Source organism: Nocardia sp. NPDC102475 (assembly GCF_055584605.1).
The window spans coordinates 105,877-121,491 of the sequence record NZ_JBVJLS010000023.1; the positions used below are offsets into that span (position 1 = coordinate 105,877).

The 15,615-nt window shown below is 64.6% G+C and carries 11 protein-coding genes; 8 read left to right on the forward strand and 3 right to left on the reverse strand.

The features are described from left to right. Positions 1–1,299, reverse strand: a 1,299-nt coding sequence (locus ACZ60G_RS33715; protein ID WP_465815297.1) for a SpoIID/LytB domain-containing protein, incomplete at its 3' end; no start/stop codon positions are given. A gap of 342 nt (positions 1,300–1,641) precedes the next feature. Between ACZ60G_RS33715 and ACZ60G_RS33720 the strand changes: the two genes are divergently transcribed. Continuing rightward, positions 1,642–3,930, forward strand: a complete 2,289-nt coding sequence (locus ACZ60G_RS33720) for an N-acetylmuramoyl-L-alanine amidase (protein ID WP_465815298.1) — start codon at positions 1,642–1,644, stop codon at positions 3,928–3,930. A 9-nt stretch (positions 3,931–3,939) separates the two neighbouring features. Here ACZ60G_RS33720 and ACZ60G_RS33725 read toward each other — a convergent pair whose 3' ends face one another. Next, on the reverse strand, positions 3,940–4,740 hold the full coding sequence (locus ACZ60G_RS33725; RefSeq protein WP_465815336.1) for an HAD family hydrolase: 801 nt from the start codon (positions 4,738–4,740) through the stop codon (positions 3,940–3,942). 94 nt (positions 4,741–4,834) lie between these two features. Then, a complete protein-coding gene (locus tag ACZ60G_RS33730; RefSeq protein ID WP_465815299.1) occupies positions 4,835–5,662 on the reverse strand; it encodes a hypothetical protein in 828 nt (275 codons plus the stop codon). A 160-nt stretch (positions 5,663–5,822) separates the two neighbouring features. On the opposite strand from ACZ60G_RS33730, the gene ACZ60G_RS33735 reads away from it, so the two are divergent. From ACZ60G_RS33735 to ACZ60G_RS33765, 7 genes are read left to right on the forward strand one after another with little or no spacing between them, the layout of a single operon-like run. Then, complete coding sequence (locus ACZ60G_RS33735; RefSeq protein WP_063039893.1) at positions 5,823–6,800, forward strand: ABC transporter permease; 978 nt, start codon at positions 5,823–5,825, stop codon at positions 6,798–6,800. Then, a complete protein-coding gene (locus ACZ60G_RS33740; RefSeq protein WP_387295881.1) occupies positions 6,797–7,738 on the forward strand; it encodes an ABC transporter permease in 942 nt (313 codons plus the stop codon). The genes ACZ60G_RS33735 and ACZ60G_RS33740 overlap by 4 nt, the downstream gene beginning before the upstream one ends. Beyond that, on the forward strand, positions 7,735–9,609 hold the full coding sequence (locus ACZ60G_RS33745; RefSeq protein ID WP_465815300.1) for an ABC transporter ATP-binding protein: 1,875 nt from the start codon (positions 7,735–7,737) through the stop codon (positions 9,607–9,609). The genes ACZ60G_RS33740 and ACZ60G_RS33745 overlap by 4 nt, the downstream gene beginning before the upstream one ends. 12 nt (positions 9,610–9,621) lie before the next feature. Then, complete coding sequence (locus ACZ60G_RS33750) at positions 9,622–11,295, forward strand: ABC transporter family substrate-binding protein (protein WP_465815301.1); 1,674 nt, start codon at positions 9,622–9,624, stop codon at positions 11,293–11,295. Continuing rightward, the gene (locus ACZ60G_RS33755; RefSeq protein WP_465815302.1) at positions 11,292–12,977 is read left to right on the forward strand and encodes an ABC transporter family substrate-binding protein; all 1,686 of its coding nucleotides are present in this window, start codon (positions 11,292–11,294) and stop codon (positions 12,975–12,977) included. Before ACZ60G_RS33750 ends, ACZ60G_RS33755 begins: the two co-directional genes overlap by 4 nt. Next, the gene (locus ACZ60G_RS33760; RefSeq protein ID WP_465815303.1) at positions 12,974–14,641 is read left to right on the forward strand and encodes an ABC transporter family substrate-binding protein; all 1,668 of its coding nucleotides are present in this window, start codon (positions 12,974–12,976) and stop codon (positions 14,639–14,641) included. The genes ACZ60G_RS33755 and ACZ60G_RS33760 overlap by 4 nt, the downstream gene beginning before the upstream one ends. After that, positions 14,638–15,414, forward strand: coding sequence for a hypothetical protein (locus tag ACZ60G_RS33765; protein WP_465815304.1), 777 nt, complete (start codon positions 14,638–14,640; stop codon positions 15,412–15,414). The genes ACZ60G_RS33760 and ACZ60G_RS33765 overlap by 4 nt, the downstream gene beginning before the upstream one ends. The last annotated feature ends 201 nt before the right edge of the window (positions 15,415–15,615 follow it).

Genomic DNA, 15,615 nt, shown 5'->3' on the forward strand with positions numbered 1-15,615 from the left:
CACCGCGCCCTCGGGTGAGCTGTACACGCCGGGCGAAACCGCACTTCGGGGCGGCGCGCTTTCGGGCACGCCATTCGCAGCACCGGGCACCGCGCCCTCGGGTGTGCCGTTCGCGCCGGGCGGCACGGTGCCGCCCGGCTTGCCCTCGTGCGTATCCGGCACCAGTTGCATCAGCGTCGTGAAGTCGACGACCTGGGCGCCGAGCGTCGGGGTCGCGATGATGACGCCGTTGGTGAAAAGCCGGTAGGTACCGGCGTTTTGGGGTAGCGCCATTTCCGGGCCGAGCGGCCGGCCGAGCGCGCTGTTCGCGCCGCCGATCCTGCGGTATTCGGCATCGATCGGGGATTCGGCGACGAGGGTCTGCTTGCGGGGATCGACAGGATTACCCGCACCGACCACCGGGGTGCCGAGCTCGGCGGGAGTCGGTCCGACATCGAAGGCGTAGATATCGGCCGGTTCCCCACCGTCGGGTGCGGAGGAGTACTCCGAACGCAGGATTCGGCCGTCCCGCAAAAGCACCGTTCCCGCGGTCGATGCGATGGCGGCGGCCGCGCGCGGATCCTCCTTGGCAGTGCCGGGATACTCCTGGCAGTCGGTGGTATCGCAAGTCTGCGCGTATAGGTGGCGGTGCTCCGCCAGCGCATACGAACGTGCCGCGATCGCTTGTGCGCGAAGGGCTTCCGTCGCTCCCTTGTCGACCCAGTTGGCCTGTACCTCCGCCGGGACGACACCGAGCAGATAGTCCTCGACGTCGACGCGGTTCACCGTGCGTGCCTCACCGTTTTCCATGGCAACGCCGAGTGAGCCGCGATATGCCGAACCACCGCACAGCGTCAGATGTTCGGCGGCCGGACGGTTGGGCCGCGGGTTGAGCGGATAGATCCACGGGTCGGCGGTCGCCCGCTGCCACAGCACCGCACCGTCACAGCCCATCGTGACAACCACATTCGCGCCGCCGTCGGGCAGCGCGGTGAGATGCGCGACCTGGCCGCGCGGCAGCATTTGGCCCGCGACTCGCAATCCGGCGTCGGCATAGACGTCCAGCGTCGAATCGTCCTGGGCGAACAGCCGCACCCCGACGGTGGTCGCCGAGATTTTGCTGAGCGTCGCGCCCGGGTAGTAGTGATCGAGGATGCCTTCGGCAGTCCAGCCTTCCAGGGCACTGTCGAACGCGCCGACCTGACTCATACCGCGCCCATGGCCCGGTCCCGCCAACGGCCGGACAAGGGCGTCGGTCGGCCAGACCCAGAACGCGAGTAGCGCGCCGGCCAGCACGGCCGCACCACCGGTAACCAGCACCGGACGGATGGAAATCGGAGTTCCCGATATCCGTCGCCCGCCAATTCGTCCGCGTGGCGTACTCGTTTTCACCCGCATTTTTCGCTCCCCCGCGTCGTGTCATTCCGGTGCCGTTTACTTCGCATCCGTTCACTCCCACGGTTTTCCAGGACCTGATCGGTTCGATACCTGTCGGCATGTCGTTCCATCCGGCGGCAAATCGAGAGCTACATTCGAGCAATCACACAATCCTCAACTAGAGGTTTAGACATGTGACAGTTGTGAACTAGTGTGGTCGTTGATGCATCAGGAAGCAACCCTGACATTCATGCAGATGATCGCTCCGGTTCGACCTGATTGGAGATGCTCGTGCCGTACCGCAAACCGAAACGTTCCTACGTGCTCCCGGTTGTCACCACACTTGCGGTAGCGGCTCCGCTCGCGACGTTCACGCTGAGCGATTCGACCGATTACCGCGCGACAACCGGTAGCGAGCTCGCCGCAATCCCTGCGCAATTGGCCGAGGTGGTTCTCACCACGGCGCCCGATATCACCCTTCCGCTGCGCGAACTCACCGGTCTCGACCTGCCTGATCTGCATCTTTCGGATCTACGCATGCTGCCGATTCCAGAATCCATTCCGGTTCCCCAGGGTTTGCCGCTGCCGCCCGGTATCGAGCTACCGACGGAAATTCCCCTACCCAAGCTCGACCCCGAACACAGCACACCAGGCCAAACGGTTCCGGGCCAATCGCTACCCGGCCAAACACTGCCCGGCCAAACGGTTCCGGGCCAGAGCACCCCCGCCCAATCGCTCCCCGGCCAAACTGCGCAAGGTCAATCGGCACCCGGCCAGACCATCCCGGGTCAATCGACTCCCGCCGAAACCATCCCAGGTCAGACCCCCGCCCCAGCTCAGGGCACAACCCCCGGTCAACCGACCCAAGGCCGTTCCCCAGCCGCCGCCTTCATCGCCGATCCCGCCCAGCTCGAGCCCGAAGCCACCCCCGACACACCGGCACTGTCACCCGGCGCCGTCCCGCCGGAGCTCCTCAGCCAGGTGGGTGCGCAGGTCAAGGAGCTCAGCCGCGATACCCCGTTCAGCGTTGTCGCACTGACCGCGCACGATCTGGTGAATACCAAGGCATTGGTCCGGGCCCGGCAGTCCGATGGCGGTTGGGGTCCCTGGTACGACGCCGAGGCCGTCGACACCCGCCGCAACGATCGGGCGACGGGCGGCACCACCGGCACCGAACCGATCTACGTCGGCAATACCAAGTCCGTGCAGATCCTGGTGACCCGCAAGCCTGCCGTTGCGGCCGTACCGCGTCCTCCCGTCGCGGGTGATGCGGAGGGCGCCGTGCCGATGCTGTCCACCCCGGCCGCCGGACGTTCCGATGATCCGGCCCAGACCGCCGCCGCACTGACGGCCGTGCTGATCGATCCGGGCCGCGGCGCGATCGATGGCGCACTCAATAATGTCGCCGCGGCGCTTCCCGGTGGCGGACCCAATGTCATCACCCGATCCCAGTGGGGCGCGGACGAATCCATCCGCTGCGAGGAACCCACCTACGACGACCAGCTCGGCGGCCTCACCGTGCACCACACCGCGGGCCGCAACGACTACACCCCGGCCGAATCGGCGGGCATCGTCCGCGCGATCTACACGTATCACGCAAAGACGTTGGGCTGGTGCGATATCGGCTACAACGCGCTGGTCGACAAGTACGGCCAGATCTTCGAGGGTCGCTTCGGCGGACTGGATCGTCCGGTGCAGGGCGCGCACGCGGGTGGGTTCAACGAGAACACCTCGGGCGTCGCTCTGATGGGCAATTACGAATCCGCGGAACCCTCGCAAGAGGCGATCAATGCGATCGGCCGGTTCATCGGGTGGCGGTCCAAGATCGCGGGCCTGGATCCCAGGGGCTACACCACGATGTATTCCGAGGGCACCGAATTCACCTCGTATGCGCAGGGTGAGGCAGTTCGGCTGCCGGTGGTGTTCGCGCATCGCGATGTCGGCAACACCAGCTGCCCCGGTGACTCCGCCTACGCCGATATGGACCGCATTCGGGATATCGCAGCGGGCATATCGGCACCGTCCGGCACCTCCACCAAGCCGCAACAGCAGGCACAGGCGCCGACAACCCAGCAACCGCAGATGCAGACCACCCCGCAGAGCGATATCGCCACGCTGGCCGCACTCACGGCCAAGCTGCTCGGCATGGTGAATCAGAATGCGATCGCCAAGCACTGGGCCGCTAAGGGCGGTCCGGACGGTCCGCTCGGCAAGCCGGTGTCGGAGCCGCTGCCCGCCGCGCAGGGGCAGCAGTACGCGAAGTTCGTCAACGGGTACGTCTATACCGGCCCGAACGGTCAGGTGTTCGAGGTCATGGGCGCGATACTGGATCGCTTCCTCGCCCTCGGCGGGGATGCCGGGCTTCTCGGGCTGCCGATGAGCAACAGCTTCTCGGTGCCGGACGGGCTGCGAACCGACTTCCAGTACGGTTCACTGATTCTCAACCAGCTGACCGGCATCATCACCACCGTCCGGAAGACCTACAACGACACCTACCAGCAGCAGGTCAACCGCAACCCGGTCGGCCAGGTGGTCGCGCCGGGCCCCGATCCGGTCCCGGCACCGGCCAGCTGACCGGGACGTTCACACCCACCAGCGCTCGAGCACTTGCGCCACACCGTCTTCGGAGTTCGCCGCCGTGATCTCGTCCGCGGCGGCGAGCGCCTCCGGATGCGCATTCGCCATCGCGACGCCGTGGCCGACCATGGACAGCATCGGAACATCGTTGGGCATATCGCCGAATGCGATGATCGCCGAATGTTCGACACCGAGGCGTTGGGCGACGGTGGTCAGGCCGGACGCCTTGGTGACGCCGGGTGCGGAGAGTTCGATCAGGCCGTGGTCGGTCGAGTAGGTGATATCGGCGCGGTCGCCGATCAGCGGTGCGAGGACCGCGCGCATATCGGCACTGGGGGTGCCGCGTAGTCGGACCAGCATTTTGATCGCGGGCGCATCGATGACCTCGGCGCGCGAGACCTCGGTGTCATCCGGATTCAGCCAGGCATGTTCGTATTCCGGCGAACTCACGAATTGTGGCGTCACCGCGTCGTGCGCACTGGCGCCGACACGTTCGGCGGCCAGACCGCAGCCGGGCAGTGCGCGTTCGGCCAGGTCGGCGATCCAGGACAGGGTGTCCACGTCCAGGGTCCGGCTGACGAGCACACGGTCCGCGGCGCTGTCGTAGATCACCGCACCATTGCCGCAGACGCACAGCGGCGCATACCCCAGCCCGTCGACCACCGGATCGATCCAGCGCGGCGGCCGTCCGGTGGCGAGTACGAACGGCACCCCATCGGTGATCAGGGCAGCCACCGCCGCCTTGGTTCGCGCGGTGACCCGCTCGTCGTGATCGATGAGGGTGCCGTCCACGTCGGTGGCAACCATCTTCGGCTTGGGCAGGTGCAGGCGCGTCACCTATTCCATCCTGCCGGAAGACCATCTCGCCTGCCGGAAGACCATCTCGGCGAGGTCGCGGCTATCACTGCGATGCCGGTCGCCGCCACTGGGAGTCCTCGGCCTTCATCGTCGGGTCGGACTGTCGTTTCGCCAGATCTGGTGGCGAAGAATCCGGTGCTGCCTGCGGATTCGCTCCCCATTGCTGCTGCGCGCCCGCCTGATCGGCACCTGCTTGCGGATGCGGGGGAACATCACCTGACGGACCGTATTGCAGATAAGGCGACGGCGGATAAGGCGTCGAACCGGACGGATACCCAGCTGGTGGCACGGCAGGTCCGGACGGATACCCAGCGGTTGGAGCACCGGGTCCGTACGGATACATGGCCACGGGCGGCGCGGCTACCGGGTTGTGGTTGAGCCAGCGCGTCGTCGGGGGCACGAGGGCGAGCACCGCGGTCGCGATCGGGAAGATCAACCCGAACAGACCACCGATGCCGCCGCCGATCTCCGCCGCGCTTCCGCCCGAGGTGGTGTAGTGCAGGGTTACCGCGTACTCCGTGATCCCGGCGATCACCACCACCGCACATCCGGCAACGACGAGCACCCGACCGAGCGGCCGCCTGGTGAACATCATGATCGCGCCGATACCGAGCAGGAACGCCGTGACCACGGCGATCGAACCGGCCACCAGCAGGTAGGTCTTGATCCAGCTCTGCGCGAACAGGCCGGTCGAGTCGTACTGCGAGAGATCACGGGCCAGGTCGGTGAGTCCGAGCACGATATTGAAACCGCCGCCGAGGAATTGGCCCACACTGCCGATACTCGCCAGCACCCCGGCCGTGATCGCGGTGCCGCCACCGGGTGCGGGTGCCGGGACCGATGGATAAGGCTCATATTGCGGATAACTCATGAAGTCCCCCTTTGAGCACCGGAAAAGCCTGGACATACCGGTCTCCACAGAATAAAGGACATGCCGATCTCACGCGTGTCACGCACGCTCGCACGCACGTCCTTATGATCAGGGACTAATACTCGATGCTGGCCCGACCAGCCGTAGGACCAGAGGACTGATGACCGGCTTCCTGCTACGACGCGCGTTCAATTATGTCGTGCTGTTGCTGCTGGCCTCGTTCCTGACGTTCAGTCTGGCGTCGCTGACGTTCACGCCGCTGGATAGTCTCGAACAGCGCAATCCACGTCCGCCGCAGGCGGTGATCGATGCCAAGGCCGAACAGCTGCATCTCAACGAGCCGATCCCACAGCGCTATATCAGCTGGCTGAAGGGCATCCCGCAGGGTGACTTCGGCCAGACGCTGGCCGGGCAGCCGGTCAGTGAGGAACTGCCGCGCCGGGTGCTGGTGAGTCTGCGGCTGCTGATCATCGGTTCGATCGTCGGTACGGTGCTCGGGGTTTTGATCGGTGCGGCCGGGGCGATCCGGCAATACAAATTCAGTGATTACTTCACCACGGTCGTCTCCCTGCTGGTGCTGAGCACGCCGGTGTTCCTGCTCGCCACCTTGCTGAAATACGGTGCGCTGGAAGTGAATACGCTCACCGGATCGCAGATCTTCCTGTACACCGGCGAGACCTCGGCGAACAAGATCAACGGCTTCTTCCCGCAATTGCTCGACCGCCTCCAGCATCTGGTGCTGCCGACGGCCGGTCTGGCCCTCGGCGCGATGGCCGGTTATAGCCGCTACCAGCGCAATGCCATGCTCGACGTGCTGCAGAGCGATTTCATCCGCACCGCCCGAGCCAAAGGTCTGACCCGCAACAAGGCGCTCTACAAGCACGGCCTGCGGACCGCATTGATCCCGATGGCGACGCTGTTCGCCTACAGCCTCGGCGGATTGATCACCGGTGCGACCTTCACCGAGAAGATCTTCGGCTGGCACGGCGTCGGGGAATGGCTGGTCAATTCGATCAATGCCCAGGACCTCTACGTTGTCGTCACGGTGACGGCATTCGCCGGTCTTGTCGTGCTGGTGTCGGGTCTGCTCTCCGATGTCGTGTACGCGATTCTCGACCCCAGGGTGCGTGTGGGATGACAGAAGCCGAAATCATTGTCCAGGGCGCGCCGGAGGTCGCGGCAGCCTCGGGTCGGCGCAGGCTCGTGCTGCGGCGGTTCCTGCGCAATAAGGCCGCCGTCGCGGGCGTGATCGTGCTGCTGATCCTGGTGTTGGTCGCCTATGTGCTGCCGTACTTCTGGACCTGGGATTATCAGGAACTCGACGGCACCGCGCTGCGTAAGCCGCCCTCTCCCGAGCATCCCTTCGGCACCGACGCCATCGGCCACGACGTACTCGCCCAAACCCTGCGCGGTATGCAGAAATCGCTGATCATCGGCTTCTGCGTCGCCATCATCAGCACCACCATCGCGGCGCTGACCGGTTCGATCGCCGGACTCATCGGCGGTTTCACCGATAAGGCCATCATGTGGCTGGTCGACCTGCTGCTCGTGGTGCCGAGCTTTATCATCGTCGCGCTGTTCGCGCCGAAGACGAAGGGCAGCGGGTCCATCCTGCTGTTGATCCTGCTGCTGAGCGTCTTCGGCTGGATGATCAGCGCGCGCATCGTGCGCGGCCTGACCATGAGTCTGCGCGAACGCGAATTCGTCAAGGCCGCACGATATATGGGCGCGCCGACCAGGACGGTGATCCTGAGTCATATCCTGCCGAATATCGCCTCGATCCTGATCATCGACACCACGCTGTCGGTGGGCGCGTCGATCATGGCCGAAACCGGTTTGAGCTTCCTCGGATTCGGTGTGCAGTCGCCGGATGTCTCACTGGGCACGCTCATCGCCTCGGGCACCGCATCGGCGCTCACCTTCCCCTGGCTGTTCATGTTCGCCGGTGGACTGTTGATCGTCATCGTGCTCTCGGCGAATCTGGTCGGCGACGGATTGCGCGACGCATTCGATCCCAGTGCCAAACGGGCTCGCTCGCGCAAGAAGGCTGGGTCGGAAGAGAAGGTAGCGGCATGACGGGCCCAGCGGACAAGGTCTCCACCGAAAAGAACTCCACCGCACCGCTGTTGGAGGTCTCCGACCTGCGGGTCTCCTTCCCCAGCGAAGAGGGCCGCATCGACGCCGTGCGCGGGGTGAACTACACCGTCTCCGATGGTGAAGTGCTCGCGATCGTCGGCGAATCCGGATCCGGTAAGTCGGTGTCCTCGCTCGCGGTGATCGGATTGCTGCCGGAGCAGGCGCGGATCAACGGTTCCATTCGACTGCGCGGCCGCGAACTGCTCGGGCTCGGCGATCGCCAATTGTCCAAGCTGCGTGGGCGTTCCATCAGCATGGTGTTCCAGGACCCACTCTCGGCACTGACGCCGGTGTATCGGGTCGGCGATCAGGTCGCCGAAGCCCTGCTCGCACACACGGATATGACCGGTCGAGAGGCCTCGGTGCGGGCCGTCGAGCTGCTGGACCTGGTCGGCATTCCGGAACCGGCTTTGCGCGCCAAGGCATTTCCGCACGAGTTCTCCGGCGGTATGCGACAGCGTGTGGTCATCGCCATGGCCATTGCCAACGACCCCGCGCTGATCATCTGCGATGAGCCGACCACCGCACTCGATGTGACGGTGCAGAAGCAGATCCTGAATCTGCTGCGCAAGGCGCGCGATATCACCGGCGCCGGTGTCATCATGATCACCCACGATATGGGTATCGCGGCCACGCTCGCCGATCGCGTCGCGGTGATGTACGCCGGGAAAATCGTCGAAACCGCCCCGGCGGCAGAGCTTTTCGCCGCGCCGCGGATGCCGTATACGGTCGGCCTGCTCGGCTCGATACCGCGCATGGACGGTCCGGCCCGCAGCCCGCTGATCCCGATCGTCGGTGCACCGCCGGCCATGCACGCGCTGCCGCCGGGTTGCTCGTTCGCACCCCGCTGCCCCATCGCTATCGATGACTGCCGTGCGGCCGAACCGCCGTTGGAGAAGACCGGCCCCGGCCATTCGGCCGCCTGCATCCGCACCGCGGAAGTCACCTCCGCCGATCTGTTCGAGGCATACCGCCAGGAGATTTCGGAGCCATCCGCCGAAGCCGATACCGACGAGCGTGTGGTGCTGCGGGTTTCGGATCTGGTGAAGACCTATCCGATCACCTCGGGCTTGGTGTTCAAGCGCCGTAAGGGCGAGGTCCGCGCCGTCGACGGCATCAGCTTCGAGGTGCGCGCCGGGCGCACATTGGCGCTGGTCGGCGAGTCCGGATCCGGAAAATCCACCACACTCACCCAGATTCTCGACCTGGTGAAGCCGCAAGAGGGCACCATCGAGATCATGGGCAGCGATACCGCGACCCTGACCAAGGCGCGCAGGCGGGAGATCCGCCGGAAGATGCAGATCGTCTTCCAAGATCCGACGGCCGCACTGGATCCGCGGCTGCCGATCTTCGACGTGCTCGCCGAACCGATGCGCATCGACGGCCGGCCGCGCACCGAAATCGCCAAGCGGGTACCGCAATTACTCGAACAGGTCGGTCTGCGGCCCGAACACGCCGACCGCTATCCCGCCGATTTCTCCGGTGGCCAGAAGCAGCGCATCAGCATTGCCCGTGCGCTGGCCCTGGATCCGGAGATTCTCGTGCTGGACGAACCGGTGTCGTCACTGGATGTTTCTATCCAGGCGGGTGTGCTGAATCTGCTGCGCAACCTGCAGACCGAACACGGTCTGTCCTATCTGTTCGTCTCGCACGATCTTTCGGTGGTCCGCAATCTGGCCCACGATATCGCGGTCATGTATCGCGGGAAGATCGTCGAGGCCGGGCCCGCCGAACAGATCTTCGACCGTCCCGGCAACGAGTACACCCGGGCGTTGATCGATGCGGTCCCGGTGCCGGTCGTCAGCCGATAGAGGGAGAGCGCGATGCGATCGAGAACCCGAACCAAATGGGCGGCGCCGGTTGTCGCACTGGGTCTGATCGCGGCGGGCTGTGGTTCGGGCGGCGATTCGACGGCGGGGCTGTCGGATACGCTCGGCACCACCAACGACATCAACCCCACCAGCGTCGACGAAGTCCGCGACGGTGGGAATCTGCGCCTGGCGACCACGTCGTATCCGGCCAACTGGAACACCCTGTCCAATGACGGTAACGACAGCGAGATAGCCGATATCGAACGGCCGCTGATGCCGCGCACGTTCGACACCAACGCGGCGGGCGAATTGTCCATCAACAAGGACTATTTCACCGATGTCGCGCTGACCGGCACCAACCCGCAGCAGGTCACCTACACGATCAACCCGAAGGCCGTATGGTCCGACGGCAATCCGATCACCTGGGAAGACATCAAATCCGAGGCCAATGCGCTCAGCGGTAAGGACAAGCGATTCCTGATCGCCATCACCAACGGCTTCGAATTCGTGGACAAGGTGGAACGCGGCGTCGACGATCGCCAGGCCGTCCTGACCTTCAGCCACCCCTACGCCGAATGGCGCGGCCAGTTCGCGGGCAATGCCTCACTGTTCCCGAAATCCGTGACCGCCGACCCGGATTCGTTCAACAACAGCCTCGCCGATGCGATGGGCCCCAGTGCCGGACCATTCCAGGTCGTCTCCACCGACCGGTCGCAGGGTCGAATCGTGCTGGGCCGCAACCCGAAATGGTGGGGGCCCAAGCCCAAGCTCGACACCATCACCTACAGCGTGCTCGATCACTCGGCCTGGACAACGGCGCTGCAGAACAACGAACTCGACCTGGTGCAGCTGACCACGGTCGACGACGTCCAGACGGTGCGCAATACCGGCGGCCTGGTGGTTCGTCGCGCGCCGGGTAATCGCTGGCGCCACATCACCTTCAACGGCGCGCCGGGGTCCATCCTGTCCGATGCCAAGGTGCGCGTTGCCATTTCGAAGGCCATCGATCGGCAGGCGATCGTCACCGCGATTCAGAACGGGCTGGTGGAGAATCCGAAGCCGCTGAACAATCACATCTTCCTGCAGGGACAGGCGGGCTATCAGGACAATAGCCTCGGCTTCGATCCGACCGCCGCGGCGCGCGAACTCGACGAGGCGGGGTGGAAGCGCAACGGCGACGTGCGGGAGAAGGACGGGCGCAAGCTCGTCATCCGCGATGTCATGTACAACGATCCGACCTGGGTGCAGGTCGCCCAGATCATCCAGCAGAACCTCGCCGAGATCGGCGTCGGGCTGACCATCGACACCAGGCCGGGGGCGGGCTACTTCACCGACGTCATCCAGCCCGGCGATTTCGACGCCGCCCAGTTCATCTGGGTGGGTGATGCGTTCGCGTTCAGCAGTATTCGACAGGCGTACTACTACGACCCTAACGATTTGCAGGGCAATTACGCCCGCGTCGGCTCGCCGGAGCTCAATGCCCTGATCGATCGCACCCTCTCGGAACTGGATCCGGCGAAGGCGCTCGAGCTGGCCAATGAGGTGGATCGCAAGGTGTTCGAGGAGGGTCATTCGCTGCCACTGATGCAGAGCGACGGCAGCTTCGGCGTCCGCGCGAATCTCGCCAATATCGGTTCCCCCGGCCTCGCGTCCTACGACTACACCAAGATCGGATTCGTGAAATGACAACAGCACGCATCGCCCGGCAGCGCCGGGTGGGAATTCGGATCGCGGCACCCGCCGTCGCCATCGCGCTGATTCTGTCCGGGTGCGGGTCGGGCGATGACGTGACGGCGGGCTCCAGCTCGATCGGCACGGCCAACGACATCAATCCGAAGGACGCCGGCGACCTGCGCGACGGCGGGAATCTGCGGCTGGCGCTGACGAACTTCCCGGCGACCTTCAATGCATCGCACGTCGACTCCGACGGTGAGGTCTCCGATCTGGTCGGGTGGGCCTTGCCGGGCTCGGTCAAATCCGATGCGGCGGGCGATATCACCACCGACACCAACTATTTCACCGAGATCAAACTCACCAATACGAATCCGCAGACCATCGTCTACACGATCAATCCCAAGGCGGTCTGGACCGACGGCACGCCCATCACCTGGGAAGATCTGAAATCCCAGGCCGAGGCGCTCAGCGGGCGCAACCCGGCCTTCCAGGTGGCGGCAACCCAGGGCTACGCGCAGATCGGCACGGTCGAACGCGGTGTCGACGACCGGCAGGCGATCGTCACCATGGCCCAGCACTATGCGGAATGGCAGGGCATCTTCAGCACGGTCTACCCCAAGGCGTCGACTGCGACGCCGCAGGCCTTCGACGACGTCGACCGCAACGGTCTGCCGGTTTCGGCGGGTCCGTTCATGATCACCTCGATCGATAAGGCGCAGCAGCGAATCGTATTGAGCCGCAATCCGAAGTGGTGGGGTGATACACCGAAGCTGGATACGGTCACCTACAGCGTGCTCGACTACTCGGCGCGGCTGAACGCACTGCAGAACAATGAACTGGATTCGGCATCGGTATCGGGCATCGATGAGGTCAAGACGGCCTCGAACGCGCCCGGCATCAAAGTGCGCCGCGCCCCAGCGCCGCGCTTCTCGCACTTCACCTTCAACGGCGCGCCCGGCTCGATCCTCGCGGATCCCAAACTGCGCGTTGCCATTTCGAAGGGTATCGATCGGCAGGCCATCGCGACCTCGGCCCAGCAGGGCGTCGTGGTCGATCCCAAACCGCTCAACAACCACATCTTCATGGTTGGTCAGAAGGGCTATCAGGACAATGCGGCATCGGTGGCCTACAACCCCGAACAGGCCGCCAAAGAACTCGATGATCTCGGGTGGAAGCTCAACGGCGACGTCCGCGAAAAGGACGGCCGCAAGCTGGAAATCCGCGATGTGATGTACCAGCAGGAGAGCTGGGTGCAGATGGCCCAGATCGCCCAGCAGAATCTGGCCAAGATCGGCGTCAAGCTGCTCATCCAGACCTACCCGGGCAATGGGCTCTTCACGGATGTGGTCGACCCGGGCAACTTCGACGTCGTCCAGTTCACCTGGAGCGGTGGCATCCTCCCGCTGGGTGCGCTGCCGCAGATCTACGCCTTCGACCCGGCGAATACCTTGAGCAATAAGGGCAAGATCGGCTCGCCCGAACTGAATGCGCTGATCGAACGGACGATCGCCGAACTCGATCCCGAAAAGGCCATCGAGCTGGCCAACGAATGCGACAAGATGATCTTCGACGAGGGCTTCTCGCTGCCCATCGTGCAGTCCGCGGGCACCGTGGCGGTGCGCGAGGGGCTGGCCAACTACGGCGCCTTCGGCCTCGCATCGGCGGATTACACCAAGGTCGGGTTCGAGAAATGAGATTCGCAACCGCGGTAGCAGTTCCGGTTGTCGCGCTCGGCCTGATCATGACCGGTTGCTCCGACAACAGCATCACGCCCGGCGCGGTCGATATCGGTAGTACCAACGACATCAACCCGAAGGATCGCAGCGAGCTGCGCGACGGGGGGAATCTGCGCCTGGCCATCACCAACTTCCCGGAGAACTTCAACTATCTGCATATCGATGGCACCACCGACACCACGGCCTCGGTGATCAATCCGACCATGCCGTCACCCTGGGTGAGCAATGCCGCGGGAGAACTAACCGTCGATCACAATTACTTCACCGACATCAAGCTGACGAATACCAGCCCCCAGCAGGTCACCTACACGATCAACCCGAAGGCCGTATGGTCCGACGGCACCCCGATCACCTGGGAGGACCTGCGATCAGAGGCAGCCGCGCTGAGCACGAAGGACCCCGGCTTCCTCATCTCCTCCCCCAGTGGCTTCGACCGGGTCGAGAAGGTCGAACGAGGCGAGGATGACCGGCAGGCGATCGTCACCTTCAATAAGCCGTATGCCGAATGGCAGGGTCAATTCAGTCCGCTGTATCCGAAGGCCGTCACTGCCACCCCGGATGCGTTCAGCAACGCCGACCACGACACCCTCCCGGTCAGCTCGGGTCCGTTCATGCTCACCGGCATCGATCGCGCGCAGAACCGGATCACGTTGGGCCGCAATCCGAAATGGTGGGGTGATACCCCGAAGCTGGACACGATTACGCTCAGCGTGCTCGACGATTCCGCGGTGCTGCCCGGGATCCAGAACAACGAGATCGACTATGCCTATATGTCCGGCATCGAGAATGTGACCGGGGCGAGGAACTCCAAGAATGTGGTGGTGCGGCGCACGCCGGAGCCCAGTTGGTCGCATCTGACCTTCAATGGCGGCAAGGGCGCCCTGCTCGCGGATCCGCAACTGCGCATTGCCATTTCGAAGGCAATCGATCGGCAGGCCCTGGTGACCGCCGCCCAGAACGGTGTCGTCGAAAATCCGACGCCGCTGAACAACCACATCTACATGAAGGGCCAGAAGGGCTACCAGGACAATTCGGCTCCCATCGCATACGACCCCGCCGAGGCGGCGCGGATGCTCGACGCGCTCGGGTGGAAGCTCAACGGCGATGTCCGCGAAAAGGACGGCCGGAAGCTGGAACTGCGCGACGTGATGTACCAGCAGGAGGGCTGGGTGCAGACCGCGCAGATCGTGCAGCAGAACCTGGCGAAGGTCGGGGTGAAGATGACCATCCAAACCGTACCCGGCCAAGGGTTGTTCAAGGATGTGATCGATCCGGGCAACTTCGACATCGCCCAATTCAGCTGGGGCGGTAGCGTGCTACCGCTGGGGGTGCTGCCACAGGTCTACGCGTATGACCCGAACAACCCGAACAGTCAAGGCAGCAATAAGGCCCGCATCGGATCCCCGGAATTGAATGCGCTGATCGAGCAGACCATTGCCGAACTCGATCCGGCGAAGGCCATCGAGTCGGCGAACAAATGTGATCAGATGATCTTCGCCGAGGGGTATTCGGTGCCATTGCAGCAGGCCTCGGGCACCTACGCGGTGCGCGACAACCTAGCCAACTACGGCGCATTCGGCCTCGCCTCCCCCGACTACACCAAAGTCGGCTTCCTGAAGTGAAATTCGGACCAGGCCACCCCCTGGCCTATCCGGTCTCCGTGACGATCGGCGCCCTGGTTGTCTGCCTGGCCTGGGCGCCGTTCGGCGATGTGGACCAGGTGGCGGCATTGGCGACGGTTACGCTCGGAATTCTGGGCTATACCGGTCTCCAGCTCGCCAGGGCATTGGGCTACCTGACGAACGGTTTGGCGGATATCGGCCCACCGCGCGGGAATCGCAGGAGTACGGCTCGCAGCGATGGCGGCTCACAGTTCGGAACGGACGGGAGTGCGGATACCGGCCGCAGCCGGGAAACCGAAGGCGGCCACGGCCTGCGCACCGTCGAGATCAAACGGGTGCGACAGCAGCATCGGCTCGTCAGCCGAAGCTGGCTCGAGATCACCGAGAACTATCGAACTCGCTGGTTGCCAGTGTTTTTCGAGCCAGCGCTGCTCGATATGACGGAGACCGAGGCCGACGTGACCGACACCTCCGTCGACACCGCCACGCAGCACCTCTATCCATCCGGAAAGGCACGGACCTCCGAACCTCCGGGCCGCCTGATCGACAATCCCTCCCGTCGCGATCCCGACGCCGCAATTCTCGCCACCGATTCCGCGCGGATCCGCCGCCGCCTCCTGCTCGACGCCCAATCCACCGTCGCCGCGCCTTTCGTAGCCCTCATGTGGATCTACGTCGCCGCGGGTGGCTTCATCGCCTTTCTCGCCGCCACCTCGGTAGCCGCCGCCACCGCGATCTGGCTCGCCGCCATTCGCGGCTCCGACCCCAGCTGACCTTCCCAGGGCAGCCGACAGTCGGGCCCGCGCCGGGGCCTACGCCGCTTGGGGCCCGACCCAGCGCGGCGCCACTCGCGGCTCCGCCCCAACCGAGCTCCCATCGCCGACGGTAGAGCCCGCGTCGGGAACCACACCGATTGTCAGCCCGACCCGGCTCGCCGCCTGCGCGGTTTTGACCTCAGCGGACGACGTTCCCAA